This is a genomic window from Peptacetobacter sp. (genome assembly GCF_029264495.1).
Classification (GTDB): domain Bacteria; phylum Bacillota; class Clostridia; order Peptostreptococcales; family Peptostreptococcaceae; genus Peptacetobacter.
In genome coordinates this window covers 1-24,792 of record NZ_JARIBH010000069.1, presented here as the reverse complement: position 1 = coordinate 24,792, position 24,792 = coordinate 1, and the positions used below count along the sequence as shown (strand labels likewise).

20 protein-coding genes are annotated in these 24,792 nt (G+C 28.9%); 15 read left to right on the top strand and 5 right to left on the bottom strand.

Annotated elements, in window-relative coordinates:
• Positions 1–60: 60 nt before the first annotated feature.
• The 5 genes from rph to clpX all read left to right on the top strand — a co-directional run bounded on the left by rph (position 61) and on the right by clpX (position 5,229).
• On the top strand, positions 61–1,410 hold the full coding sequence (gene rph / locus Q1J78_RS06520; protein ID WP_300278029.1) for a ribonuclease PH: 1,350 nt from the start codon (positions 61–63) through the stop codon (positions 1,408–1,410).
• Entirely contained in the window at positions 1,410–1,880 is a 471-nt protein-coding gene (locus tag Q1J78_RS06515; RefSeq protein WP_300278026.1) for a metallophosphoesterase, read from the top strand. Before rph ends, Q1J78_RS06515 begins: the two co-directional genes overlap by 1 nt.
• A gap of 124 nt (positions 1,881–2,004) precedes the next feature.
• A complete protein-coding gene (gene tig, locus Q1J78_RS06510; RefSeq protein ID WP_300278023.1) occupies positions 2,005–3,288 on the top strand; it encodes a trigger factor in 1,284 nt (427 codons plus the stop codon).
• A 99-nt stretch (positions 3,289–3,387) separates the two neighbouring features.
• Positions 3,388–3,975, top strand: a complete 588-nt coding sequence (gene clpP / locus Q1J78_RS06505) for an ATP-dependent Clp endopeptidase proteolytic subunit ClpP (RefSeq protein ID WP_300278020.1) — start codon at positions 3,388–3,390, stop codon at positions 3,973–3,975.
• A gap of 15 nt (positions 3,976–3,990) precedes the next feature.
• Positions 3,991–5,229 carry an ATP-dependent Clp protease ATP-binding subunit ClpX gene (clpX, locus tag Q1J78_RS06500; RefSeq protein ID WP_300278017.1) on the top strand — a complete coding sequence of 413 codons (1,239 nt, stop codon included), beginning with the start codon at positions 3,991–3,993 and terminating at the stop codon, positions 5,227–5,229.
• Between the two features lie 41 nt (positions 5,230–5,270).
• On the opposite strand, the gene Q1J78_RS06495 is transcribed toward clpX, so the two are convergent.
• On the bottom strand, positions 5,271–5,798 hold the full coding sequence (locus tag Q1J78_RS06495) for a chromate transporter (RefSeq protein WP_300278014.1): 528 nt from the start codon (positions 5,796–5,798) through the stop codon (positions 5,271–5,273).
• Positions 5,786–6,298 (bottom strand): chromate transporter, encoded by a 513-nt coding sequence (locus tag Q1J78_RS06490; RefSeq protein WP_300278011.1) that lies wholly within the window; start codon positions 6,296–6,298, stop codon positions 5,786–5,788. The genes Q1J78_RS06495 and Q1J78_RS06490 overlap by 13 nt, the downstream gene beginning before the upstream one ends.
• Positions 6,299–6,572: 274 nt before the next feature.
• Here Q1J78_RS06490 and lon point away from each other — a divergent pair, with 274 nt between their 5' ends.
• From lon to rlmD, 8 genes are all read left to right on the top strand, one after another.
• A complete protein-coding gene (gene lon / locus Q1J78_RS06485) occupies positions 6,573–8,951 on the top strand; it encodes an endopeptidase La (protein ID WP_300278008.1) in 2,379 nt (792 codons plus the stop codon).
• 18 nt (positions 8,952–8,969) lie between these two features.
• Positions 8,970–9,581 (top strand): ribosome biogenesis GTP-binding protein YihA/YsxC, encoded by a 612-nt coding sequence (yihA, locus tag Q1J78_RS06480; RefSeq protein WP_300278005.1) that lies wholly within the window; start codon positions 8,970–8,972, stop codon positions 9,579–9,581.
• Positions 9,582–9,794: 213 nt separating this feature from the next.
• Entirely contained in the window at positions 9,795–10,961 is a 1,167-nt protein-coding gene (alr, locus tag Q1J78_RS06475; protein ID WP_300278002.1) for an alanine racemase, read from the top strand.
• Positions 10,962–11,150: 189 nt separating this feature from the next.
• On the top strand, positions 11,151–11,555 hold the full coding sequence (locus tag Q1J78_RS06470) for an RrF2 family transcriptional regulator (protein ID WP_300277999.1): 405 nt from the start codon (positions 11,151–11,153) through the stop codon (positions 11,553–11,555).
• 159 nt (positions 11,556–11,714) lie between these two features.
• Entirely contained in the window at positions 11,715–13,601 is a 1,887-nt protein-coding gene (gene cooS, locus Q1J78_RS06465; protein ID WP_300277996.1) for an anaerobic carbon-monoxide dehydrogenase catalytic subunit, read from the top strand.
• Positions 13,602–13,614: 13 nt separating this feature from the next.
• On the top strand, positions 13,615–14,061 hold the full coding sequence (locus tag Q1J78_RS06460; RefSeq protein WP_300277993.1) for a 4Fe-4S dicluster domain-containing protein: 447 nt from the start codon (positions 13,615–13,617) through the stop codon (positions 14,059–14,061).
• Positions 14,062–14,064: 3 nt separating this feature from the next.
• Positions 14,065–15,285 carry an NAD(P)/FAD-dependent oxidoreductase gene (locus tag Q1J78_RS06455; protein ID WP_300277990.1) on the top strand — a complete coding sequence of 407 codons (1,221 nt, stop codon included), beginning with the start codon at positions 14,065–14,067 and terminating at the stop codon, positions 15,283–15,285.
• Positions 15,286–15,375: 90 nt separating this feature from the next.
• Positions 15,376–16,734, top strand: coding sequence for a 23S rRNA (uracil(1939)-C(5))-methyltransferase RlmD (gene rlmD, locus Q1J78_RS06450; protein ID WP_300277987.1), 1,359 nt, complete (start codon positions 15,376–15,378; stop codon positions 16,732–16,734).
• 64 nt (positions 16,735–16,798) lie between these two features.
• On the opposite strand, the gene Q1J78_RS06445 is transcribed toward rlmD, so the two are convergent.
• Entirely contained in the window at positions 16,799–17,875 is a 1,077-nt protein-coding gene (locus tag Q1J78_RS06445; protein ID WP_300277984.1) for a M24 family metallopeptidase, read from the bottom strand.
• A 483-nt stretch (positions 17,876–18,358) separates the two neighbouring features.
• Between Q1J78_RS06445 and Q1J78_RS06440 the strand changes: the two genes are divergently transcribed.
• On the top strand, positions 18,359–19,720 hold the full coding sequence (locus tag Q1J78_RS06440; RefSeq protein WP_300277981.1) for a peptide MFS transporter: 1,362 nt from the start codon (positions 18,359–18,361) through the stop codon (positions 19,718–19,720).
• A gap of 125 nt (positions 19,721–19,845) precedes the next feature.
• On the opposite strand, the gene gad is transcribed toward Q1J78_RS06440, so the two are convergent.
• The gene (gene gad / locus Q1J78_RS06435) at positions 19,846–21,249 is read right to left on the bottom strand and encodes a glutamate decarboxylase (protein WP_300277978.1); all 1,404 of its coding nucleotides are present in this window, start codon (positions 21,247–21,249) and stop codon (positions 19,846–19,848) included.
• 15 nt (positions 21,250–21,264) lie between these two features.
• A complete protein-coding gene (gene gadC, locus Q1J78_RS06430) occupies positions 21,265–22,710 on the bottom strand; it encodes a glutamine/gamma-aminobutyrate antiporter GadC (RefSeq protein WP_300277975.1) in 1,446 nt (481 codons plus the stop codon).
• 709 nt (positions 22,711–23,419) lie between these two features.
• Here gadC and Q1J78_RS06425 point away from each other — a divergent pair.
• Entirely contained in the window at positions 23,420–24,784 is a 1,365-nt protein-coding gene (locus Q1J78_RS06425; protein ID WP_300277972.1) for a peptide MFS transporter, read from the top strand.
• Positions 24,785–24,792: the final 8 nt, after the last annotated feature.

The following is a 24,792-nucleotide window of genomic DNA, read 5'->3' as shown; positions in this document are numbered from 1 at the left end:
TATATAATCCTATATTATATAGAGAATATTCTTTAATTAAAATAAGAGGTGAATTTTTATATGCAAAGAAAATCAGGAAGACTAAAAGACGAAATAAGAAGAGTTAAAATAACAACAAATTACACTAAGTATGCTGAAGGATCTGTACTTATAGAAATGGGAGAAACAAAAGTAATATGTACAGCTACGGTAGAAAATAAAGTACCACCATTTCTTAGAAATACTGGTACAGGGTGGATAAATGCTGAATATTCTATGCTACCAAGAGCAACTCATCAAAGAAAAATAAGAGATTCTGTAAAAGGTAAAATAGATGGAAGAACTCAAGAAATACAAAGATTAATAGGAAGAGCGATAAGATCTGTAATAGATTTAGAGTTATTAGGAGAAAGAACAATATGGATAGACTGTGATGTTATACAAGCTGATGGTGGAACAAGAACAGCTTCTATAACAGGTGGTTTTGTAGCAGCAGCACAAGCTATATATGGACTTTATAAAAATAAAGAAATAAAAAAATTGCCAATAAAAAACTTTGTATCAGCAATAAGTGCAGGTATAGTAGATAATAATCATATTTTAGATCTTTGTTACGAAGAAGATTCATCAGCAAAAGTAGATATGAATTTTGTAATGACAGATAAGGGAGAATTTGTAGAAGTTCAAGGAACAGGAGAAGAAGCTCCATTTAGCAGGGAAGATTTAAATAAATTATTAGAACTTGGAGAAAAAGGAAATAAAGAATTAATAAAAATTCAAAGAGAAGCAATTCCAGAAATTGGAGATGAAGTTTTAGGAATGGACTACGGAAAAGATGTAGTAATAGCTACCGGAAATAAGCATAAACTTGAAGAAATAGGAGATATATTAAAAGATTTTGATTATAATATATATTCATTAAAAGATGTAAATTTAGACGGTATAGAAATAATAGAAGATGGAAAAACTTTTGAACATAATGCATTAATTAAAGCGAGAACTATAGGAAAATTAACAAAAAAAATATCTATTGCAGATGATTCTGGATTAGTTGTAGATTATTTAGATGGAAAACCGGGTATATATTCAGCGAGATATGCTGGAGAAAATGCAACTGATGAAGAAAATAGAATAAAATTATTTGAAGCAATGAAAGATGTGCCTATGGAAAAAAGAACTGCAAGATTTGTAAGTGCAATAGGTGTTGTTCTTCCTGATGGAAAAGAATTTACAGTTAGAGGAACTGTAGAAGGGAAAATTACCTTTGAAGAGTATGGCGAAAATGGATTTGGATATGATTGTATGTTTGTACCAGAAGGTTATGAAACTACATTTGGAGAAATAGAACCAGATATAAAAAATAAAATAAGTCATAGAGCAAATGCACTTAAAAAGATGAAAGAAGAATTTATAAAAAGGGTTGTGAGATAATGAAAATAGGAATAGTTAGTGATACTCATAGAATGATAAAATGTATAGATAAAGCAATTCCATATTTAAAAAATTGTGACCTTATTATACATGCTGGAGATAATTATTCTGATGCTAGATATATATACAGTGAAACAAGTGTTGGTGTTATGGCAGTTGTAGGAAATTGTGATTATGAAGATGCAGAAGAAGAATTACTATTCGATTTTGCAGGAAAGAAATTTTTTGTTTGTCATGGACATAGATACGATGTAAAATATGGTCTTAATTTTTTAAAAACAAAAGCGGAAAGAGAGGGTGCAGATATAGTAGTATTTGGTCATTCTCATGAAACATTTTCAGATGTAATTGATGGAGTTTTATATATAAATCCAGGAAGCCTTGCACTACCAAGAGGTGGGACTAAAAGAGGTTTTGCTATATTGGAAATAGAAGATAGCAATATAAAAGTTAAAGAAATTGAAATATAATCATAAGAAAGGTTGTATTTAAAAAAAGTTATGTGATATAATTAAGTGGTTATATAGAATTTTATAATGGATAAAAATACCATAAAAGATTATATTAGACGTATATCAGGAGGAATTTTAGAAGATGAAAGCAGAATTACTAAAAAAAGAAGGTAACGTAGTTACTTTAAAAATAGCAGTAGACTACGATAAATTTAACGGAGCTGTAGAAAAAGCTTATAAAAAAACAAGAGGTAGATACAATATACCAGGTTTCAGAAAAGGTAAAGCTCCTAGAAAAATAATAGAAATGAACTATGGAGAAGGAATATTCTACGGTGATGCAATAGATGCTATATTCCCAGAAGTATTCGAAGTAGCTATAAAAGAAACAGAAATAAGCCCAATAGCTGCTCCATCAATAGATGTTGATGAAATAAGCAAAGACAATGGTTTAGTTATGTCAGTAGAAGTAGAAGTTAGACCAGAAGTTAAATTAGGACAGTACAAAGGTGTAGAAGTTAAAAAAGATGTACCTGAAGTAACTGAAGAAATGGTAACTGAAGAATTAAATAGAATGTTAGAAAATAACTCTAGATTAGTAGACGTTGAAAGAAATGTTGAAAATGGAGATATAGTAAACATAGACTTTAAAGGATTTGTTGACGGAGTTGAATTCGAAGGTGGAAATGCAGAAGGTTATGAATTAACAATAGGTTCAAATACTTTCATAGATAACTTTGAAGAACAGTTAACTGGAAAATCATTAAATGAAGAAGTAGAAGTTAATGTTACTTTCCCAGAAGAATATTCAAGAACAGATTTAGCAGGAAAACCAGCTAAATTTGAAGTTAAAATAAATGCTATAAAAGTAAAAGAAGTTCCAGAATTAAATGATGAATTCGTTTCTGACACAACAGAATTTGAAACAGTAGAAGAATTAAAAGCTGATATAAAAGCTAAATTAGAAGAAGAAGCTAAAAACTTTGCAGAAAGTCAAATAAGAAATGAAATAGTAAATAAAATAGCTGAAGAAGCTGATTTTGAAACTCCAAACTCTATGGTTGAAGAACAGTTAAATAGAATGATGAATGAATTAGCATTCCAGTTACAGAGTCAGGGATTACAGATGGAACAGTTATTAGAAATAACTGGTAAAAACCTAGATGGTTTAAAAGAAGAAAGAAGAGAAGATGCTATACAGTTAGTAAGAGGATCTCTTGTATTAGAAGAAGTTGGAAAACTTGAAAATATAGAAGCTACTGAAGAAGAAGTAGATGCAGAAGTAGCTAAAATGGCTGAAATGTATAAAATGGAAGCTGCAGAAGTTAAAAAAGTATTAAGACCAGAAGATTTAGAAGATATAGCTGGTCAGGTTAAAGTAAGAAAAACAATAGACTTCTTAGTTGAAAATGCTACAATAGCATAGTCTATTAAATATTATGAAATAACAAGGCTGCCTAAATCGTAATAAATACATTTAGACAGCCTTATATTGAATGTAAAAAAGAAAGGGGTTAAATATAAAATGGCATTAGTACCTTATGTTGTTGAACAAACAGGACGTGGGGAAAGATCTTATGATATATTCTCTAGACTATTAAAAGATAGAATAATATTCTTATGTGATGAAGTAAATGATGATACAGCAGGACTTATAGTAGCTCAACTTTTATTCCTTGAAGCTGAAGACCCTGATAAAGACATTCATCTATATATAAATTCACCAGGTGGAAGTATAACAGCTGGTATGGCTATATATGATACTATGAATTATATAAAACCAGATGTTAGTACTATATGTATAGGAATGGCAGCATCTATGGGAGCATTTTTACTTTCATCAGGTGCTAAAGGAAAAAGATATGCTCTTCCAAATAGTGAAATAATGATTCATCAACCACTAGGTGGAGCTCAAGGTCAAGCGACTGAAATAGAAATACGGGCAAAAAGAATTATAAGAATGAAAGAAAAATTAAATACGATACTTTCTGAAAATACAGGTCAACCACTTGAAAAAATAATGGCTGATACAGAAAGAGATAACTTCATGGAAGCACCAGAAGCTTTAGAATATGGATTAATAGATGAAGTTATAACAAATAAACCGTTATAAGAGAGGGGAATTTTAATGGCAAAATTTGATGATAAAAAACAGCTGAAATGCTCTTTTTGCGGGAAAACTCAAGATCAGGTAAGAAGACTTATTGCAGGTCCAGATGTTTGCATATGTGATGAATGTGTTGAACTTTGCGAAGATATAATCAAAGAAGAATTTGAAGAAGCAAGTGAAGAAACAACATCAATAGAATCACTTCCAAAACCAAAAGAAATGATGGAAATATTAAATGATTATGTAATTGGTCAAGAAAAAGCTAAAAAAGCTCTTTCAGTTGCAGTGTATAATCATTACAAAAGAATATATAGCAATTCTGAAAATGATGTAGATATTCAGAAAAGTAATATATTACTTTTAGGACCAACAGGATCAGGTAAAACCTTACTTGCTCAGACATTAGCAAAAACTTTAAACGTTCCATTTGCTATGGCAGATGCAACAGCACTTACAGAAGCTGGATATGTTGGTGAAGATGTTGAAAATATACTTTTAAAACTTATACAAGCAGCTGATTCTGATGTTGAAAAAGCCCAAAAAGGTATAATATATATCGACGAAATAGATAAAATAGCTAGAAAATCTGAAAATGTATCTATAACAAGAGATGTAAGTGGTGAAGGGGTACAGCAGGCACTTTTAAAAATATTAGAAGGAACAGTTGCAAACGTACCACCACAAGGTGGAAGAAAACATCCAAACCGGGAATTTATAAAAATAGATACAACTAATATATTATTCATATTAGGTGGAGCTTTTGATGGATTAGAACAAATAATCCAAAGAAGATCTAGTGAAAAAACATTAGGATTTGGAGCTAAAATAGAAAGTAAGAAAAATCTTGATATAGGTAAAATATATGAAAATGTATTACCTGAAGATTTACTTAAATTTGGTATAATACCTGAATTTATAGGTAGAATACCTGTAATAGCTACATTAAATATGTTAGATGAAGAAGCACTAGTAACTATATTAAAAGAACCTAAAAATGCATTAGTGAAACAGTATAAGAAATTATTTGCAATTGAAGATGTAGAACTTGAATTTGAAGATGATGCTCTTAAAGAAATAGCTAAAAAAGCTATAGAAAGAAATACTGGTGCAAGAGGTCTTAGAAGTATAGTTGAAAATATAATGATGGATACAATGTATGAAGTACCATCAGAGGAAAATGTAGAAAAAGTTGTTGTAACTAAAGAATCTGTTATAAATGACGATGTAAAACCAACAATAGTTTACAAAGAAAATTAGTATAAAAAAATTACTGTGTAATAAATACACAGTAATTTTTTTTATATAAATGTCATAAAAACTCCTATAGCACCAAATACAAACACTATTGCTATAGATCCGATTTTTTCTGTTTTTAAAAGATATAAAGCTACTAAAAAAGCAATAATTTCATAAAGTCCCCAATGAAGTTCCTTACCTGAAGAAACAGCTGCGGCTAAAATAAATCCTAAAGTAATCGGTCTTAAAACTAATAATAAATTTTCTACTCTTTTATTATTCATAAATTTATCTAATAAATGTGATATGATAGTAAGACCTACTAATGAAAATATAACAACACCGATAGAAGCAGCTAAAGATCCCCAAAATCCAGCAGTTTTAAACCCTACAAAAGTAGCACTATTTATTGCTATTGGACCTGGTGTAGATTGAGAAATTGCTAATAAATCCAAAAATTCTTGATTTGTAATAAAGTGATATTTATTTATAAATTCTTGTTGGATAAAAGGAAGCATAGCATATCCACCACCAAAGCTAAATGCACCGATTTTTAAAAATATAAGAAAAAGAAGCACTATTTTAGACATAGGCTATAAACACCTCCTAATAATATTAAATATATTGGACTTATATTGAAGAAAGCCACAGAAACAAAAGAAATAATTAAAAATATAATGTTTCTTTTATTTTTAGGAAGTTTATCTAACATTTTTATAAATGAATATAATATAAGTGCAATTACGACAGGATTAACTCCATTAAAAAATCCATCTAGTATATTAGATGATGTATTGGCAAAATATAGATAAGCAAGTGTTATAACTATACAAAATGAAGGCATAGTAGCTCCTAACAAACAAACTAAAACACCTTTAATACCATTTATCCTATATCCCAAAAGAATAGAAATATTTGCTGCTAAAACACCTGGATAACTTTGTGCAATTGAAAGATAATCTAAAAATTCATCTTCATCTACAAGATGTTGTTTAGTAACCAATTCATCTTGAATAAGAGGAACCATAGCATATCCACCGCCAAAAGTAAAAGCACCAATCTTAAAGAATGTCAAAAATAATTTTAGCATTTAAATCCTCCTTAAAATATTTAATTTTACAAATTTAGACAATTCAACTATATTATATCACAGAAAAGTTAAGGAAAAATTATTTATAGTGTATAATAATATATAGAGTGTATATAATAAAAAATAATAGATATGAACTTGCAAATAAATCTTTATAACGATATAATAATCTATTAAATGATAAAATTTAAAGCTTTTTCGGTTGAAAATTAATATCCGTAAAGATATAATAGTAAAAGCAGTGAAATTCTTAAAAAAGGAGATGAAAAACTGAATGAATAATACATACACTAAAATTGAACGTGAATTACCATTAATCCCGCTTAGAGGATTATCAATATTCCCATATATGATATTAAACTTTGATATAGGTAGAGAGATATCTATAAAAGCTCTAGAAGAGGCTATGTTAAATGATGAGATAATATTCCTTACCTCTCAAAAGGATCCAGAAATAGATAACCCAGAAGTAGATGATTTCTATAAAGTTGGAACTATATCTAAAGTAAAACAAATGATAAAATTACCAGGAGATACAGTTAGAGTTTTAGTTGAAGGTATATCTAGAGGTGTTATAAAAGAAGTAGATAATGAAGATGGATACTATAAGGCTATAATAGATGAAATTGTACCTATAGACAATGAAGAAATAGAAAATAATGAAGAAAATATAGATGAAGAAATAACAAATAAAGAAAAAGATATGGAAATAAAAGCATTGGTTAGAAGTGTAATGGATGCTTTTGAAGACTATATAAATATAGGAAATAAAATATCACCAGAAATACTAATAACACTTTCAGAAATAGAAGATTATGGAAGATTAGTAGATACAATAGCAGCAAATATATATTTAAAAAGTGAAAAGAAACAAGAAATAATAGAAGAATTTGATGTTAAAAACAGATTAGAACTTATATATATGACTCTATTAGAAGAAGTAGAAATAATGAAGATAGAGAAAAAAATAGCTCTAAGAGTAAAAAAACAAATGAATAAAATTCAGAAAGAATATTATTTAAGAGAACAGATGAGAGCTATACAAAAAGAACTTGGAGAAGATGAGGATTCATCTAGTGAAGCAGATAAATATAAAAAACAATTAAAAACATTAAAAGCTCCAAAAGCTACTAAAGAAAAAATAGACAAAGAAATAGAAAAATTTGCAAAACTACCACAAAGTTCTCCAGATTCTTCTGTAAGTAGAAATTATTTAGATATGATATTCTCTCTTCCTTGGAATAAAGAAACTAAAGATAAATTAGATATAGAAAAAGCAGAGGCAATACTTAATGAAGATCATTATGGCCTAGATAAAGTAAAAGAAAGAATAATAGAATACTTAGCTATTAGAAAATTATCAAAATCTCCAAAAGGTCCTATAATATGCTTAGTTGGACCTCCAGGTGTTGGTAAAACATCGATAGTAAAATCTGTTGCAAGAGCGTTAGGAAGAAAGTTTACAAGACTTTCTCTTGGTGGAGTTAGAGATGAAGCAGAAATAAGAGGACATAGAAGAACATATGTAGGTGCAATACCTGGAAGAATAATAAATGGAGTTAAAGAAGCAGGAAGTAAAAATCCAGTATTTTTATTAGATGAGATTGATAAAATGGCATCTGATTATAAAGGAGATCCAGCAGCAGCTATGCTAGAAGTTCTAGATCCAGAACAAAATAAAGACTTTGTAGACCATTATATGGAAATACCTTTTGATTTATCAAAAGTTCTATTTATAACAACAGCTAATAGTTTAGATAATATACCAAGACCATTATTAGATAGAATGGAAATAATTAGAGTATCTGGATATATAGAAGAAGAAAAATTAAATATAGCAAGTAAATATTTACTTCCAAAGCAAATAAAAGAAAATGCATTAGAAGAAAACTTTGTTAGTATAGATGAAGAAGTTATGAGAAAAATAGTAAGTTCTTATACTAGAGAAGCAGGTGTTAGAACATTAGAAAGAACAATTGGTAAAATATGTAGAAAAGTAGCAAAAAAATATGTTGAAGATCCAACATTAGAACATTATGATGTTAAAATAGATGACCTTCAAGAATTATTAGGAAAAGAAGTATTTAGATATGACCTTGCAAAAGATGAACCTAGAGTAGGTCTTGTTACAGGACTTGCATGGACAGAAGTAGGTGGAGTTACTTTAGAAGTAGAAGTAAATGTACTAAAAGGAAAAGGTAATATAGTACTTACTGGTCAATTAGGTGATGTTATGAAAGAATCTGCAAAAGCAGGAATATCTTATATAAGATCTAAAGCAGAAGAATTAGGAATAGATCCAGAATTTTATACTAATACAGATATACATATACATTTACCTGAAGGTGCTACACCAAAAGATGGACCTTCAGCTGGTATAACAATGGCACTTGCAGTTATTTCAGCACTTACAAATAGAGGTGTCCCTGGAAATATAGCTATGACAGGAGAAATAACTTTAAGAGGTAGAGTACTTGCAGTAGGAGGAGTAAAAGAAAAATTACTTGCTGCACATAGAGCAGGAATTAAAAAAGTATTACTTCCATCTGAATGTGAAGTTGATTTAGAAGAAATTCCTGAAAATGTAAAAGCTGATATGAATTTTGTATTAGTTGAAAAAATGGATGATGTTTTAAAAGAAGCCCTTTTATAGAATAGGACGGTGAAAATAATGAAAATAAGAAGTTCAGAGATTACAATGAGTGCTGTACATAAATCCCAATATCCTACAGATGGTATACCTGAAATAGCATTAGCTGGGAGATCAAATGTTGGTAAATCATCTCTTACAAACGCATTATTAAATAGAAGAAATTTTGCAAGAACTAGTTCCACACCAGGAAAAACAAGAACAATAAACTTTTATTTAATAAATGAAGAATTTTTCTTTGTAGATTTACCAGGATATGGATATGCAAAAGTAGCTAAATCTGAAAAAGAAAAATGGGGACAGATAATGGAAAGATATCTTCAAGATAGAAAAGAGCTTTGTGCAATTTTCTTATTGGTTGATATAAGACATGAGCCTACAAATGATGATAAAATGATGTATGATTGGATAAAATACTATGGATATGATTGTGTTGTAATAGCTACGAAAGCAGATAAAATATCTAGAGGACAATATCTAAAACATATGAGTGTAATTAGGAAAAAACTTCAACTTGAAAAAGATGAAAAAATTATACCTGTTTCTTCATCTAAAAAAACAGGTATAGAAGAATTATGGTCTGAAATAGTTGAACAGTATGAAAAACACGGATATGAAATAAGAGTAGATTAATCTATAAATAGGCAAAGATTAAATATCTTTGCCTATTTTATATATTAAAAAAATAGAATTCAAAATATATATAAAAAAAATAATCATTAAAAATACATTGTGAAAATAAAGATATTGTATTGAAAAAATTCAAAAATAACAATAAAATTAATTAATAGAGAATATTATTTTAGAGAGTATCAATAAAGAAAATTCAGACTGGGGGAATAATATATGATAGATAAAAATAGAATAAAAGCAGTAGCTTGGGCTGAGATTGACTTGGATGCTTTCAAAAAAAATTTAAAAAATATAAGAAATATTTTGACTAATAATGAGGCTATTTGTGGTATAGTTAAAGCTGATGCATATGGACATGGAGCTGTCGAAATAGCTAGAACTCTTGAAGAAAATGATGTAGAGTATTTAGCTGTATCAAGAGCAGAAGAAGCAATGGAACTTAGAAGAAAACAAGTAGAACTCCCTATCTTAATTTTAGGATATACTCCTGAATTAAGATATAAAGACATAATACGAAATGATGTAATGTTTACCATATATTCAAAAGAAGATGCAGAAAAATTAAACAAAGTAGCAGAAGAACTTGAAATGGATGCTAAAGTTCATATAAAAATAGATACTGGTATGAATAGACTCGGGTTTAAAGTTACAGAAGAGTCGATTAAAGATATAAAAGAAATAAGTAAAATGAGTAGAATAAGAATAAAGGGAATGTTTACTCATTTTGCAGCTTCAGATGAATTAGATAAAACTTTTACCAACAATCAAGGCGAAAAATTTAAATATATTACAAAAAGGCTAAAAGAAGAAGGAGTTAATATACCTTTACTTCATACAGCTAACAGTGCTGCAACAGTTGATTGTGAAGATATGAGGTTTGATATGGTAAGAGCAGGAATAATAATGTATGGATGTTATCCATCTGATGAAGTAATGAAAGAAAGAGTTCCTCTTGAACCTGTTATGACTATAAAAACAAAAGTTTCTCATGTAAAAGTAATAGAACCTGGTGAAAAAATCAGCTATGGATGTACATATGAAGCAAAAGAAAAAGAAAAAATAGCGACTTTAGCAATAGGATATGCAGATGGATTTGTACGAGGCAGAAAAAATCCAAAGGTTTGTATAAAAGGTAAATACTATGATGTAGTTGGAAGAATATGTATGGATCAATGTATGATAAAAATAGGCATGGAAGATGATATCAATGTTGGGGATGAAGTTATAGTATTTGGAAAAGGTGGAGTATCAATAAGTGAATTTGCTAATGACTGTGACACTATATCACATGAAATAATGTGCAATATATCTAGAAGAATACCTAGAGTATTTATTGAGCATGAAGATATTATAAAGTACGATGATTATTTGAGATATTAAATTTTATTTATTCTAAATATTGTTATTAAATATTAAATATGAAAAAGGGGAGCAAAATTTCTGCTTCTCCTTTTAATTTAAAGTAAAAGTGGATAAAATAAAAGAAATATTATTGTTAAATAATTAATAAAAATTCTTGACAAATTTTATCAACTTTTGATAAAATAAAAACATAGTAGGTGGTGAAAAATGTTATTTACAAAAGAAAGTGATTACGCAATAAGAATTGTAAGAGCACTTAAAAATGAAGAAAAATTAACTATAAAGGATATTTGTGAAAAAGAATCCTTACCTGAAGCATTTGCTTATAAAATAATTAAGAAATTATCAAAAAATGGTATTGTAGATATCAAAAGAGGGGCAAATGGTGGATATAATTTAAGAAAAAAATTAGATATGCTAACACTTTATGATATAGTAGTTTCTACTGAACCAGATTTTGCTGTAATGGATTGTATAAATAATTTTTGTGGTAGAAATGGACATAGTGGAAGATGTAGGGTACATAAAGAATTAGTATCCATTCAAAAAGAAGTAGAATCATTATTAAAAAGAAAAACATTAAAAGATATTTTGGAATCAGAAAGCAAGTAAAATTTATATTATATTTAATAATGATTTAAATTAGATAAAAATAGCTTGTACATAGATAAAAAATGTGCAAGCTATAAAATTTGCATTAAAGTGGACTAAAAAAGTCTATTTTAAAAATAAATATTAAAAATAAAATTTTAATTCTTAGGAGGAAATATTATGAATCATAAATGCTATGGCTGCAATACTTGTAAAAGTGCAGACAAACCTTTAGAAGGATATATAAAAAGCCTTCCATTTGAAACATCTCACCATAGAGTAGATACACAGAAAACAAAATGTGGATTTGGATTACAAGGAGTTTGTTGTAGACTCTGTTCAAATGGACCTTGTCGTATAACACCAGATTCTCCAAGAGGAATATGTGGAGCAAATGCAGATACTATAGTTACAAGAAACTTATTAAGAGCAGTTGCATCTGGTTCTGGTTGTTATATTCATGTTGTAGAAAATACAGCAAGAAATGTAAAAGATGTTGCACAGAAAAAAGGTGAGATAAAGGGTGAAAATGCTCTTAACAAACTAGCCGATATATTTGAAATTTATGAAGAAGATATACATAAAAGAGCAGAAAAGGTTGCAGATGCAGTATTAACTGATTTATATCTTCCTGAATTTGAAGAAATGAAATTGATTAAAAAAATGGCTTATGCTCCTAGATATGAAAATTGGAAAGAATTAGGTATTTTACCTGGAGGAGCAAAATCAGAAGTATGTCATGGTGTAGTAAAATGTTCTACAAATCTTAATTCAGATCCAGTTGATATGTTGAAAGACTGTCTAAAATTAGGTATATCAACAGGTATATATGGATTAACGCTTACTAATTTATTAAATGATATAGTACTAGGAGAACCAGAAATAAGATTGGCTCCAGTTGGAATGAGAGTTGTAAATCCTGAATATATAAACATAATGATAACAGGACATCAACATTCAATGTTTACATATCTTCAAAAAAGATTAACAGAAGAAGATGTTGTAAAAAAAGCAGAAGCTGTTGGAGCTAAAGGATTTAAATTAGTAGGATGTACTTGTGTTGGACAAGATTTACAGCTAAGGGGTGCACATTATGAAGATATATTTGATGGACATGCCGGAAATAATTACACAAGTGAGGCTATACTAGCTACAGGTGCAATTGATGCAGTTATATCTGAGTTTAACTGTACTTTACCTGGCATAGAACCTATATGTGATGAACTAAAAATAAAACAAATATGTATAGACAGTGTTGCAAAAAAAGCAAATGCTGAATTAAAAGAATTTGATTTTGAAAATAGAGAAAGTGTTTCAGAAGAAATTATAGATAGAGTTATAGATTCTTATAAAGAAAGAAGAAAAAATATTTCTTTAAATCTTATGGAAGATCATGGATTTGAAAATACTCTTACTGGTGTAAGTGAAGGCTCATTAAAATCATTTTTAGGTGGTAATTGGAAACCACTTATAGATTTATTGATATCTGGAAAAATAAAGGGTATAGCAGGAGTAGTTGGATGTTCAAACTTAACAGCTGGTGGACATGATGTATTAACAGTTGATTTAGTAAAAGAACTTATATCAAAAGATATATTGGTATTAACAGCTGGATGTTCTTCAGGAGGAATAGAAAACTGTGGTTTAATGACTCCAGAAGCTGCAAAATATGCTGGAGATAATCTAAGAGAAGTATGCGAATCTTTGGGAATACCACCAGTACTAAACTTTGGTCCATGTTTAGCTATAGGAAGATTAGAAATAGTAGCTACAGAATTAGCTGAAGCAATAGGTGTTGATTTACCAAAACTACCACTTGTACTATCAGCAGCTCAATGGTTAGAAGAACAAGCACTTGCAGATGGATGTTTTGGTCTTGCGTTAGGATTACCACTTCATTTAGGATTACCTCCATTCATATCAGGAAGTGATACAGCAGTAAAAGTACTTACAGAAGATATGAAAGAACTAACTGGTGGACAAGTTATAATAAATTCTGATGCAAAAGATACAGCAGATATTCTTGAAAAAATAATATTAGAAAAACGTACTGGTCTTAATATTTAAGGAGGACACTAGTATGAAAAGAATAATAGTAGACTACGAAAAATGTGATGGATGTAAAAACTGCTCTATAGCTTGTATGCAGGCTCATAGATCAGATGAAGGTGATATTTATACATTAAATCTTTTAGATCCTAAAAATGAATCAAGAAACTTTATATATAAAGATGAAAAAGGAAATTATAGACCTGTCTTTTGTAGACATTGTGATCAACCAGAATGTGTAATGTCTTGTATGAGTGGTGCATTGAAAAAAGATAGTGAAACAGGTTTAGTTACTTATGATGAAAAAAGATGTGGCTCTTGTTTTATGTGTGTTATGAATTGTCCTTTTGGAGTATTAAAGCCAGATAGAGTAACAAGAACAAAAGTAATAAAATGTGATTTTTGTATTGAACATGGTGGAGAACCTAGTTGTGTAAAATCATGTCCTAAAAAGGCAATTCATGTTGAGGAGGTATAACTGATGAAATATGTAATTATTGGTGTAGGTGCAGCAGGAATAACAGCTGCAGAAGAATTAAGAAAACTAGATGAAAATTCTAGTATTACAATGGTATCAGAAGATCAGTTTGTACATTCTCGTTGTATGTTGCATAAATATATATCACATGAAAGAGATGAAAAAACATTAAACTTTACAAGTGAAAATTTCTTTGAAGATAATAATATAAATTGGAAAAAAATAGGCGTAAAGAAAATAGATACTTCTAAAAAAGAAGTAATTCTTTTAAATGATGATATAGAAAAGTATGACAAATTACTTATAGCAACTGGTGCAAATAGTTTTATACCTCCTGTTGGAGATTTTAGAAAAGCGACAAATGTATTTGGATTAAGACATTTAAGAGATGCTCAAGAGATAGATAAAATGGCAGAAAAAGCTGAAAAAATATTAATAGTTGGATCAGGTCTTGTAGGTCTTGATGCAGCACATGGACTTTTAGAAAGAGGAAAAGATGTTACAATAGTTGAAATGGCAGACTCTATATTACCAGTTCAATTAAATCCATGTGCAGCATATGAATATCAAAAAAGATTTGAAAAAGCAGGAGCAAAATTCTATTTAGGATGTAAAGCAGATAAGGCAGAATGTTTAGAGGATGGAAAAATCCATGCTGTTACATTTGATACAGGAGAAACAGTACCTTGTGACATGATTATAGTTGCAGCAGGTGTTAGACCAGCAATTTCTTTAATTGAAGGTAGTGGTATAGAAGTTGATAGAGGGATTGTTGTAGATGATTTTATGAAAACCAATGTAGAAGATATATATGCAGCTGGTGATGTAACAGGTCTTTCTGGAATATGGCCTAACGCTATGAAGCAAGGAATGGTAGCTGCTAGAAATATGGCAAATATGTCTGAAAAATATGAAGATAAATTTGCGATGAAAAATACTATTAATTTCTATGGTCTTGTAAGTTTATGTTTAGGAAATATAAAAGAAGAAGAAAATGATAAAGTAGTAGAAGAAGAAGATTCAAAAAACTATAAAAGAGCTGTTTTAACAGAAGATGGGAAATTAAAGGGTATTCTTCTTCAAGGAGATATATCGAATGCTGGAATTTGGCAATATATAATAAAAAATAAAATATCAGTTGATTTCAAAGAAAATATATTTGATATAACATTTGCAGATTTTTATGGAACTGGCGAAAAAGGTAAATATGTTTGGAAATATTAAATTATAATAAGAAAAGCCTTGTACTTGAGTACGAGGCTTTTTTCTGTTAAAATTAAATTTTAATGAGATTAATATAAACGGAGGATCGGAATGTTAGAAAAAAATAAAGAATATGTTGTCGATATCGTTGATATGGGTGAATCTGGAGTTGGAATCGGTAAATATAATGGATTTACAGTATTTGTAGATGCTGCTTTGGTAGGTGAAAAGGTAAAAGTAAAAATAAATAAATCTAAAAAAAATTATGCAGTAGGAGATTTAGTTGAAATAGTGCAGCAATCTCCATTTAGAGTTGCTAGAGTTTGTGATGATAATTTAAAGATGTGTGGTGGATGTCAGATACAGGAATTAGACTATAATAAGCAATTAGAATTAAAAACTAATGAAGTCAAACAAGTTGTATCTAGAATAGGAAAACTAGAAAATGTCAATATTTTAAATACTATAGGAATGGAAAATCCATTTAGATATAGAAATAAGGCACAGTTTCCAGTACAAATGAAAAATGGAAAACCTGTAATAGGATTTTATAAGAAAAAAAGTCATGAAGTAATACCTACAGCTAAATGTATGATTCAACATGAACTAAATGATAAAATAATAGAAGTTGTAAGAGAATATATATTGGAAAATAATGTAAGTGTTTATGATGAAGTAAAACACAAAGGAATATTAAGACATATAGTTACAAAAATAGGATTTACAACAGGTGAAGTTATGGTAGTTTTAGTTGTAAATGGCAAAAAACTTCCCAATATAGATAAACTTGTAGATAAACTTACTGAAAAAATAGAAGGATTTAAAACATTAGTATTAAATATAAATACAAACAAAACAAATGTAATTCTTGGAAGAGAAAATAAAGTTATATGTGGAACTGGAAAAATAAATGATTATATAGGGAAACTTGTATTTGAAATATCACCATTATCATTTTTCCAAGTAAATCCGGTTCAGACAGAAGTTTTATACAATAAAGCTCTTGAATATGCAAATTTAACAGGAAATGAAACAGTATTTGATATATATTGTGGAATAGGAACAATATCTCTATTTTTAGCTCAGAAAGCTAAAAAAGTATATGGTATAGAAATAGTAGAAGATGCTATTAAAGACGCTAAGATAAATGCAAAATTAAATGGACTTGATAATACAGAATTTTATGCTGGAAAAGCAGAAGAAGTTGTTCCAAAGATGTATAAAGAAGGCAAAAAAGCTGATGTAGTTGTAGTAGACCCTCCTAGAAAAGGATGCGATGAGAAAGTATTAGATACAATAATATCTATGGAGCCAGAAAGAGTAGTTTATGTATCTTGTAATCCATCGACACTTGCTAGAGATTTAGCTTATTTAGATGAGAGAGGATATAAATGTGATGAAATTCAACCAGTAGATATGTTCCCACATTCAGTACATGTGGAAAATGTAGCTGTATTAACTAAAAAATAAAAATAAAAAATCCTATTGTAAAATTAAATACAATAGGATTTTTTTGATTGAATATATTAAAAAATTATTTTAAAATCATAAGTTCTTTTGGGAAGTGTGTAAGTGTTTCCATACCATTTTCTGTTATAAGAACAGTATCTTCAATTCTTACACCACCCCAACCAGGAATATAAATACCAGGTTCCATTGTAATAACACAATTAGTTTCCATTATTCTACTACCATTTATACCAAGGAAAGGTTCTTCATGAAGATCTAATCCAACACCATGACCCATTCCAGAATAATAGAATTTTTCATAATCTCCAAGAATTTTTCTTATTTCAGCATCAGGACCTTTTGCATGAGCTCTATTTTTCATATTTTCAAGACCTATTTCTTGTGATTTACGAACAAGTTCATAAACTTCTTTTTGCTTTTCATTTGGTTCTCCAACAATAAATGTACGAGTCATATCAGATATATATCCATTATATTTTGCACCAAAATCTACAAGAACAAAGTCACCTTCTTCAACTTTTTTATCACTAGGTTTACCATGAAGTAAAGATGTTTTTGCTCCAGAAATTAATATAGTTTCAAAACCTATGTCCTGTGCACCATGCATTTTCATAGAAAACTCAAGTCTTGCACATAATTCTCTTTCAGTTACACCAGGTTTTATATAAGGAACTAATTCTTCTAAAGCTTTATCTGCAATTTGGCATGAAATTCTTAAATTTTCAATTTCTTCATCAGATTTTACATAACGTAGAGTTTCAATAACATTTTGAGTAGGTACAAGTTCGATACCTGATTCAGATAAAAGTGAATTTATTTGAGTATATTTGTCAAAAGTTGTAAAACATTCTTCAAAGCCTAATTTTTTTATACCTGCTTCTATACATGTATTAGCTATAGCTTTTGGTAAGCTTCTAGATGTTAGATGCCAGTTTACGATTTTATAATCAGGACAACTTTTTTCAGCTAACTCTGTAAAACGAGAATCTGTTAATAAATATTTACCATTTGGTCCTATTATAGCATATCCACATTCGTCAGGATAACCTGTTACATAGTTAACATTTGATTCTTTGGAAATATACATTCCATCTAATCCTTTTTCTTGTACAATTTCTAAAATTTTTTTAGCTTTGTCCATTTTTTTAAATTCTCCCTCTATTTTAAATTTTATCCTAAAAAGAGAATATCAATTAAAGGTAAAAATGTCAATATTGCAAAAATTCAGAGAAAAAAAGAAATTTTTGTAGAATGAGTAAAAAATATGTATATAAATTTAATAATTATTAAAAAATTTAAAATAAATTAAAAATAAAAATTTAGATTAAAATAAAAAAACTTTAAAAAAATAGGAAAACGATATTACAAAACTTTATATAAAATGAAAAAATAAAGAAAAAATCTAAATATAATTTAAAAATAAAATTAAAATCTGAATATAAAAAAATATAAAAAAATTCAAATAAATTATACAATTATATTTTATAGCAGAAAAAATTGTGATATAATATACAAAGGTCAGTAAAAAGAGTGATGTGAGATTAAATACTGATTTTATTTTAGCTTTTAGGGAGAGGATGAAGCTAAAAGTAAAAAGTACGAAAGTACAGATAGGGGGAAAATTATGGAAGCAACTAAGAAGAAGTTAGGAAAAGGATTTTGGTTCTTAGCATGTACAGATATCTTCGAACGTTTATCTTACTATTTAGGACGTTCATTAATCCTTATTTTCGTAACAGCAAGTATTGCAACAGGAGGACTTGGTCTTTCTGAATCACAAGGAGCAACAATGCAGTCATTATTAACAGCATGTGCATATGGACTACCTTTATTTACTGGGGTAGTTTGTGACCGTTTCATTGGAGCTCGTTATGTAACACCATTTGGTATGTTACTTTGTGGATTAGGTTATTTTTTAGGTTCTATAGCACATGGGCCAGGTATGGTTTATGCAATGATAGCTTGTGTAAGTGGAGGACTTTCACTTTACAAAGTTGGTTCATTAATGGGACGTGTTGTTAAGGACAAAACACAACTAGATTCAGCATTTTCAATTCGTTATACATTAGTAAATGTTGGTTCATTTATAGGTACTTTTGCAGTTGGTATATTATATAAAGATGTATTTGCTCATGATGGAGTTCTTGGTTTTGCACCTTGCTTTAAAATAGCAGCAGTTGTAATGGTATTAGGAGCTGCTTGGTTTGCACTATCTACAAAATTTATGGGTGAAGTTGGTAAAAAACCTTATAAAAATGAAAAAACAGAAGAAGAACTTGCAGCAGAAGCAAAATTAAGAGCAGAATTAAAGGATAATAAAAAAGAAATTCCTCTTACAACTGTTGAGAAAAAACGTATTGCAGCAATTATTCTTGTATCAGGATTTTCAATTATATTCTGGTTATTCTGGAACTTAGCATATCTTCCAGTTTATTACTATTGGACAAAACACGCAAACTGGATTATAGGTGGATATGAAATACCTTTAACTTGGTTTGATTCATGTAATGCTATATTCTGTGTAATTCTTGGACCTGTAACAGCTTTATTATGGAGAAAACTTGCAGAAAGACCACAAGGTGATATGAGTTTATTCCGTAAAACAGGTATAGGTATAGGTATATTAGGATTAGGATATGTTTTCATGTGTATGTTAGACGTAATGCGTGGAACAGGAAAAGTAAGTTGTATATGGTTAATATTATTTGCATTCTTATTAACATTAGGGGAAATGTTCTTCTCTCCTCTAGGAAATTCATTTATTAGTAAATATGCACCAAGCCGTTATTACTCAACAATGGGAGCTGTTTGGGGACTTGCAACATTCTTTGCATCATTTGCATATGGACCTCTTTACGGAGCAACATTTGGTGGAAACTTTGAATTTAAACATGTATGTATAGGAATTGCAATTGTAGCAGCTATTACAGCATTAGTACTATTTGCACTAGATAAAAAACTATCTAGCTTAGTAGAAGAAGATTAATACAAATAATAATAAAAAATAAAAGTATGTATTTTGACTTATAAAGTATGTATTTTGATTCATAAAAATAAAAGGTATTGTATATTATATATACAATACCTTTTTATTTTTAACAAATATTATATTTATCTACCATTATGATTTATATTTCCTACTTCTTCTTGAGTTAAATGAGTTACAACTTCATGAGTTTCAAAATATTTAAGTGTTCTCTTAATATCATCTATTAATAATGAAGCCATATCTAGTCCAAAGCCTTGTCTTACTAAAATTCTTTGAATAACAATTTCTTGTGCATTGGCAGGTAAAGAATATGCAGGAACTAACCAACCTCTACTTCTTAATTTGTCGGCAAAATCATATAGATTAAATGTCACATTAGCATTATCTTTCAATCTCCAAGTTATAGCAGGAATACCTTTATTTTCATCTCCATCGAATATAATTTCAAACATACCTAATTTTTCTATTTCTTTTGCTAAATATTGAGCTGTTTTGTAGCAGTTCATATGTATTTTTTTATATCCTTCAAATCCTAGTCTTAATAATAAATAATATTGAGCTAACATTGGTCCAGCAGGTCTTGAAAAATTAAGTTGGAATACAGCCATATCTCCACCTAAGTAGTTTACATGGAATATTAAGTTTTCAGGAAGATCTTTTTCATCACGCCATACAACGAAACCACAACCTAGTGGAGAAAGACCGAACTTATGACCAGAAGCACTGATAGATTTAACTCTAGGAAGTCTAAAATCCCATTTTATTTTAGGAGCACAAAATGGAGCTAAGAAACCACCAGATGCAGCATCTACATGTAAATCTATATTTAAACCAGTTTTTTCTTCTAATTTATCTAAAGCATGAGATAATTTTTCAATAGGTTCATATTCACCTGTAAATGTTAATCCAAATGTAGTAACAACACCTATTGTATTTTCATCTATATATTCAAGCATTGATTCGCTATCCATATAATATCTATCTTTTTCCATTGGAACTTCTCTTAATTCTATTCCCCAGTAGCGAGCAAATTTTTCCCAAACAACTTGAACAGGTCCAGTTACTAGATTAGGTTTACTTACATCTTTACCTTCTGCAAGACGTTTTTCTTTCCAACGATAATACATAGCTAAGCCACCTAGCATACAAGCTTCAGAAGAACCTACAGTAGATGTACCAATAGAAGTTAATTCATTAGGAGCATTCCATAAATCAGCAAGCATATAAACTATACGTTCTTCTATTTCTGCTGTTTGAGGATACTCATCTTTATCTATCATATTTTTATTCATACCTATGTTCATAATTTCTTTTATTTCTTCATCTTCATAAGTTTGAGTAAATGTAGCAAGATTTTGACGAGCATTTCCATCTAAAAATAATTCATCTTTTACAACTTCTAATATGACTTTAGGATCAGATTCTCCTTTTGGTATTTTATATTTAGGTAATATAAATTCTGAATCTCTTGATGCAAAAATACTATCTTCATTTGTTTTTTTGTTTAATCTGTGAGTTTTATACATTATAATACATCTCCTTTATTTTTCAATATCATCAACTTTATTATTTTGAACCCAACTAGGTTTTCTGAAATGGTATATAACAAGAGGTATTGTAATAAAAATAACGAAACCTAATATTAGAATTAAATACCAATTTAAAGTACTACCAACTTTAATCTGATTAGGAGGTAGGAAACTAAGAATGAATGCTAATGATGCACTAAAAAGACCTAAGCCACCTAATAAGAACATACCAGCTTTTCCCATTGGTACACTAAATTCTCTTTTCATATCAGGATATTTTATTCTTAATTTTATACCAGATAAAAATAATAATATATACATTACCAAATATAAAATTGATGTTAACTGAGTTAAAACTTGATAAACAGATTGGATTGAAGGCATAAAAGTAAATAATAAAATTAAAATAGATACAATACATCCTTGAACAAGTAAAATATTTACTTGCACACCATTTTTATTAGTTTTTTGTAAGAATAAAGGTAACATACCTTGATGTCCGACAGTTAAAAGACCTTTACTTGGACCACCAATCCATGTACTTACACCTGCGATAACACCTATAACTAACATTGTAAAAATAACAGGAGATAAAAATCCTAAATGGAAAGTAGTTAGGTATTTATCGAAGGCAATAAATAAACCTTGTGTTAAATTAATAGAATTAGAAGGTAGAACAAAGCTAATAGCAAGTGTTCCTAATATAAATATTGTAACTGAAATAACAGAAGCTAAAATTATAGCTTTTGGATAATTTTTTTGAGGATTTTCTATTTCAGTAACATGAACACTAGAAAGCTCCATTCCTGCAAAATAAAGAAAGATACTTGAAGCAAGTACTAAATTATTAAGATTTGATAAATTCGGAACTAATGTTTTCATACTAGTGTTCATTTCTAGTGGTTTACCAGAAAATAACCAAATAGCGGCTAATAAAATCAATAAACCTGCTGGAATTATTGTACCAATTAAACCACCAAATTTACTAATTTTTGAACTAGCAGAGATCCCTCTTAAATTTACTAAAGTTGCACCCCAATAAATAACAAAGCACACTATAGCAACATATAATTTATTATCAGCAAGAGCGACATTTGTAGAATTTGGATTAGCACCTATAAATGCGATTGAAACAGCTGAAAAAGTTAATACTGTAGGAAACCAAATAGTATTTTGTATCCATTGAAGCCAAATAGCTAAAAAGCCAAGTCTTTTTCCAAAAGCTTCTTTAACCCAAACATATACGCCTCCTTTTTGAGGAAAGCTAGCAGCTAATTCTGCTGATATTAAACTTACAGGAATTAAAAACATAATAGCTGCAAATAAATAATAAAAAATAGAACCAAGACCATATCCAGCTTCACTAGCTAGGCCTTTTAAACTAACTACTGCTGCAACATTCATTACGGTTAGTGTCAAAACACTAATACTTGTTGTTGATTTTTGATTTGTTTTCATAACGTCCTCCTTTGTGTAATACAGAACTTTAACTCAATTTATATTTCATCAAAATATAAGATTAAAAAATAAATAATTATAAATTAATATCAAATAATACATCACACTAATTTTTAGTTATGACAGAACTTAAAATATATCCTTATGATTGAAAGTATAGTTTATTAAAGTATAAAAAATGTGAAGTTAAATAGAATATTATAAGGAGAAAACGATTTTATAATTATTTATTATTATGTATATATAAAAATAAAATATAGTTATATAAAAAGTGAAGAAATGCTATCAATAAAGAGATACTATTAATTAAATATTAAATATAAAACGTTTATTATTATTCTTGAAATCAGTAAAGTTTCTTACATTACAATAAAAACTTTTACACCATAATCAAAGTAGTTGTAAAAATATAATCTAATAAACTATTCTTTGATTTTTTTGTTAAATAATATTTTTACAACTACGAAAAAATTGTAAGTAAACGATTTTATTAATAAATTTAGAAAATAATGATTATTATAAAAAAATTAAAAAATTATATAGTTAAAACGCTATATTATTTATAATAATAAAAATAAATTACTAAAATACTTATTTTTATTTGAAATTTATTTTTCATTATGATATACTCTAAAATATTCCAACGTTATTTTTAAAACAAAGTTATTATATTTATATGTTGGCTATAAAATTTTTTGGAGGTTTTATAATGGGAAAAAATAAAAAGAAAAAACCATTTGGCTTTTATGTATGTGCACTAGGCTTTACATTTGAACGTCTAGCATTCTATACTGTAAAATACTTATTAGCTATATGGATAGTAACAGAAGTAGCATCTGGTGGACTTGGATTATCAGATGAACAGGGTGTTGCTATATCAGCAGCATTCGTAGCATGGACTTATATCACACCAGTATTTGGAGGTTATATTGCAGACCATTGGATTAGTCCAAGAATATGTGTACCAGTTGGTATGATACTTATGGGATTAGGATATTTATGTACTTGGAAAGCTCATTCAATGGGACTTGTATGGGCAATGATAGTATTAGTTTCAATAGGTACAGGTTTATTTAAAGGTAACCTATCAGGAATAAATGGACTTTTATTCCATGATTCAGATGAACTAGATGAAGCATTTTCAATTCAATATTCATTTGTTAATGCAGGGTCATTTATAGGTACAGCAGTTGTAGCAATGTTAGCAACAACAGGATTATTTGGTATAAAAACAAGCTTTAATACAGTATTCTTAATATGTGCAATATTTATGTTTGTAGATGCAGCTTGGTTTATATTAAATGGTAAAGCTTTAGGTGATGCAGGTAAAGAGCCTTTTAAAGCTGATCAGCGTGAATTTACAACAGCAGCTAAAAAAGATGATGCTAAAGATGAAAAACTTACATCAGGAGATATGAAACGTATAGCAGCTATAATACTTGTTACATTATTCTCTGGAATATTCTGGATGGTATGGTATATGGCTTATATGCCAGCTTATTATAGATTTGGTTGGGGTGAAGGTGCAAACTATATGAACCTTGCTAATTGGTATATAGGAAGTTTCCAAATACCAACATCATGGTTTGATTCAATGAATGCATTAGTTTGTATAGCTTTAGGACCAGTACTTGCAATGGTATGGGCTAAATTAGCTAGTAGACCAAAAGGTGATATAAGTATGTTTAAAAAGACAGCATTAGGAATAATGTTAGTTGGTGTATCTTATATAGTAATGGTTGTAGCAGATCATATAGCAGCTGTAAATGGACAGTGTTCATTCTTATGGCTAGCACTTGTAAGTTTCCTTATGTCATTAGGTGAAATGGTATTCTCTCCATTAGGAAACTCATTTATATCAAAATTAGCTCCTGCAAAAGTTTTAGGACTTTTACTTGGATTCTGGCCAGTGGCAGTATTCTTAGCACAGTACATATACCCAAGCTTATATTCTTGGTTAAAAACTATGGACTTTGCTGTTGGTTATGGTGGATTAGCTGCCGTAATAATAGCTTTAGGTGTAGTTTTATGGTTATGTAGTGGTAAACTTGATGAAATGGAAAAAGCAGAATAATAATATAT

What these genes read in the sequence shown, in the direction of transcription:
- rph (WP_300278029.1), top strand. Translation starts at nt 61, where the DNA reads ATGCAAAGAAAATCAGGAAGACTAAAAGACGAAATAAGAAGAGTTAAA.
- Q1J78_RS06515 (WP_300278026.1), top strand. Translation starts at nt 1,410, where the DNA reads ATGAAAATAGGAATAGTTAGTGATACTCATAGAATGATAAAATGTATA.
- tig (WP_300278023.1), top strand. Translation starts at nt 2,005, where the DNA reads ATGAAAGCAGAATTACTAAAAAAAGAAGGTAACGTAGTTACTTTAAAA.
- clpP (WP_300278020.1), top strand. Translation starts at nt 3,388, where the DNA reads ATGGCATTAGTACCTTATGTTGTTGAACAAACAGGACGTGGGGAAAGA.
- clpX (WP_300278017.1), top strand. Translation starts at nt 3,991, where the DNA reads ATGGCAAAATTTGATGATAAAAAACAGCTGAAATGCTCTTTTTGCGGG.
- Q1J78_RS06495 (WP_300278014.1), bottom strand. Translation starts at nt 5,798, where the DNA reads ATGTCTAAAATAGTGCTTCTTTTTCTTATATTTTTAAAAATCGGTGCA.
- Q1J78_RS06490 (WP_300278011.1), bottom strand. Translation starts at nt 6,298, where the DNA reads ATGCTAAAATTATTTTTGACATTCTTTAAGATTGGTGCTTTTACTTTT.
- lon (WP_300278008.1), top strand. Translation starts at nt 6,573, where the DNA reads ATGAATAATACATACACTAAAATTGAACGTGAATTACCATTAATCCCG.
- yihA (WP_300278005.1), top strand. Translation starts at nt 8,970, where the DNA reads ATGAAAATAAGAAGTTCAGAGATTACAATGAGTGCTGTACATAAATCC.
- alr (WP_300278002.1), top strand. Translation starts at nt 9,795, where the DNA reads ATGATAGATAAAAATAGAATAAAAGCAGTAGCTTGGGCTGAGATTGAC.
- Q1J78_RS06470 (WP_300277999.1), top strand. Translation starts at nt 11,151, where the DNA reads ATGTTATTTACAAAAGAAAGTGATTACGCAATAAGAATTGTAAGAGCA.
- cooS (WP_300277996.1), top strand. Translation starts at nt 11,715, where the DNA reads ATGAATCATAAATGCTATGGCTGCAATACTTGTAAAAGTGCAGACAAA.
- Q1J78_RS06460 (WP_300277993.1), top strand. Translation starts at nt 13,615, where the DNA reads ATGAAAAGAATAATAGTAGACTACGAAAAATGTGATGGATGTAAAAAC.
- Q1J78_RS06455 (WP_300277990.1), top strand. Translation starts at nt 14,065, where the DNA reads ATGAAATATGTAATTATTGGTGTAGGTGCAGCAGGAATAACAGCTGCA.
- rlmD (WP_300277987.1), top strand. Translation starts at nt 15,376, where the DNA reads ATGTTAGAAAAAAATAAAGAATATGTTGTCGATATCGTTGATATGGGT.
- Q1J78_RS06445 (WP_300277984.1), bottom strand. Translation starts at nt 17,875, where the DNA reads ATGGACAAAGCTAAAAAAATTTTAGAAATTGTACAAGAAAAAGGATTA.
- Q1J78_RS06440 (WP_300277981.1), top strand. Translation starts at nt 18,359, where the DNA reads ATGGAAGCAACTAAGAAGAAGTTAGGAAAAGGATTTTGGTTCTTAGCA.
- gad (WP_300277978.1), bottom strand. Translation starts at nt 21,249, where the DNA reads ATGTATAAAACTCACAGATTAAACAAAAAAACAAATGAAGATAGTATT.
- gadC (WP_300277975.1), bottom strand. Translation starts at nt 22,710, where the DNA reads ATGAAAACAAATCAAAAATCAACAACAAGTATTAGTGTTTTGACACTA.
- Q1J78_RS06425 (WP_300277972.1), top strand. Translation starts at nt 23,420, where the DNA reads ATGGGAAAAAATAAAAAGAAAAAACCATTTGGCTTTTATGTATGTGCA.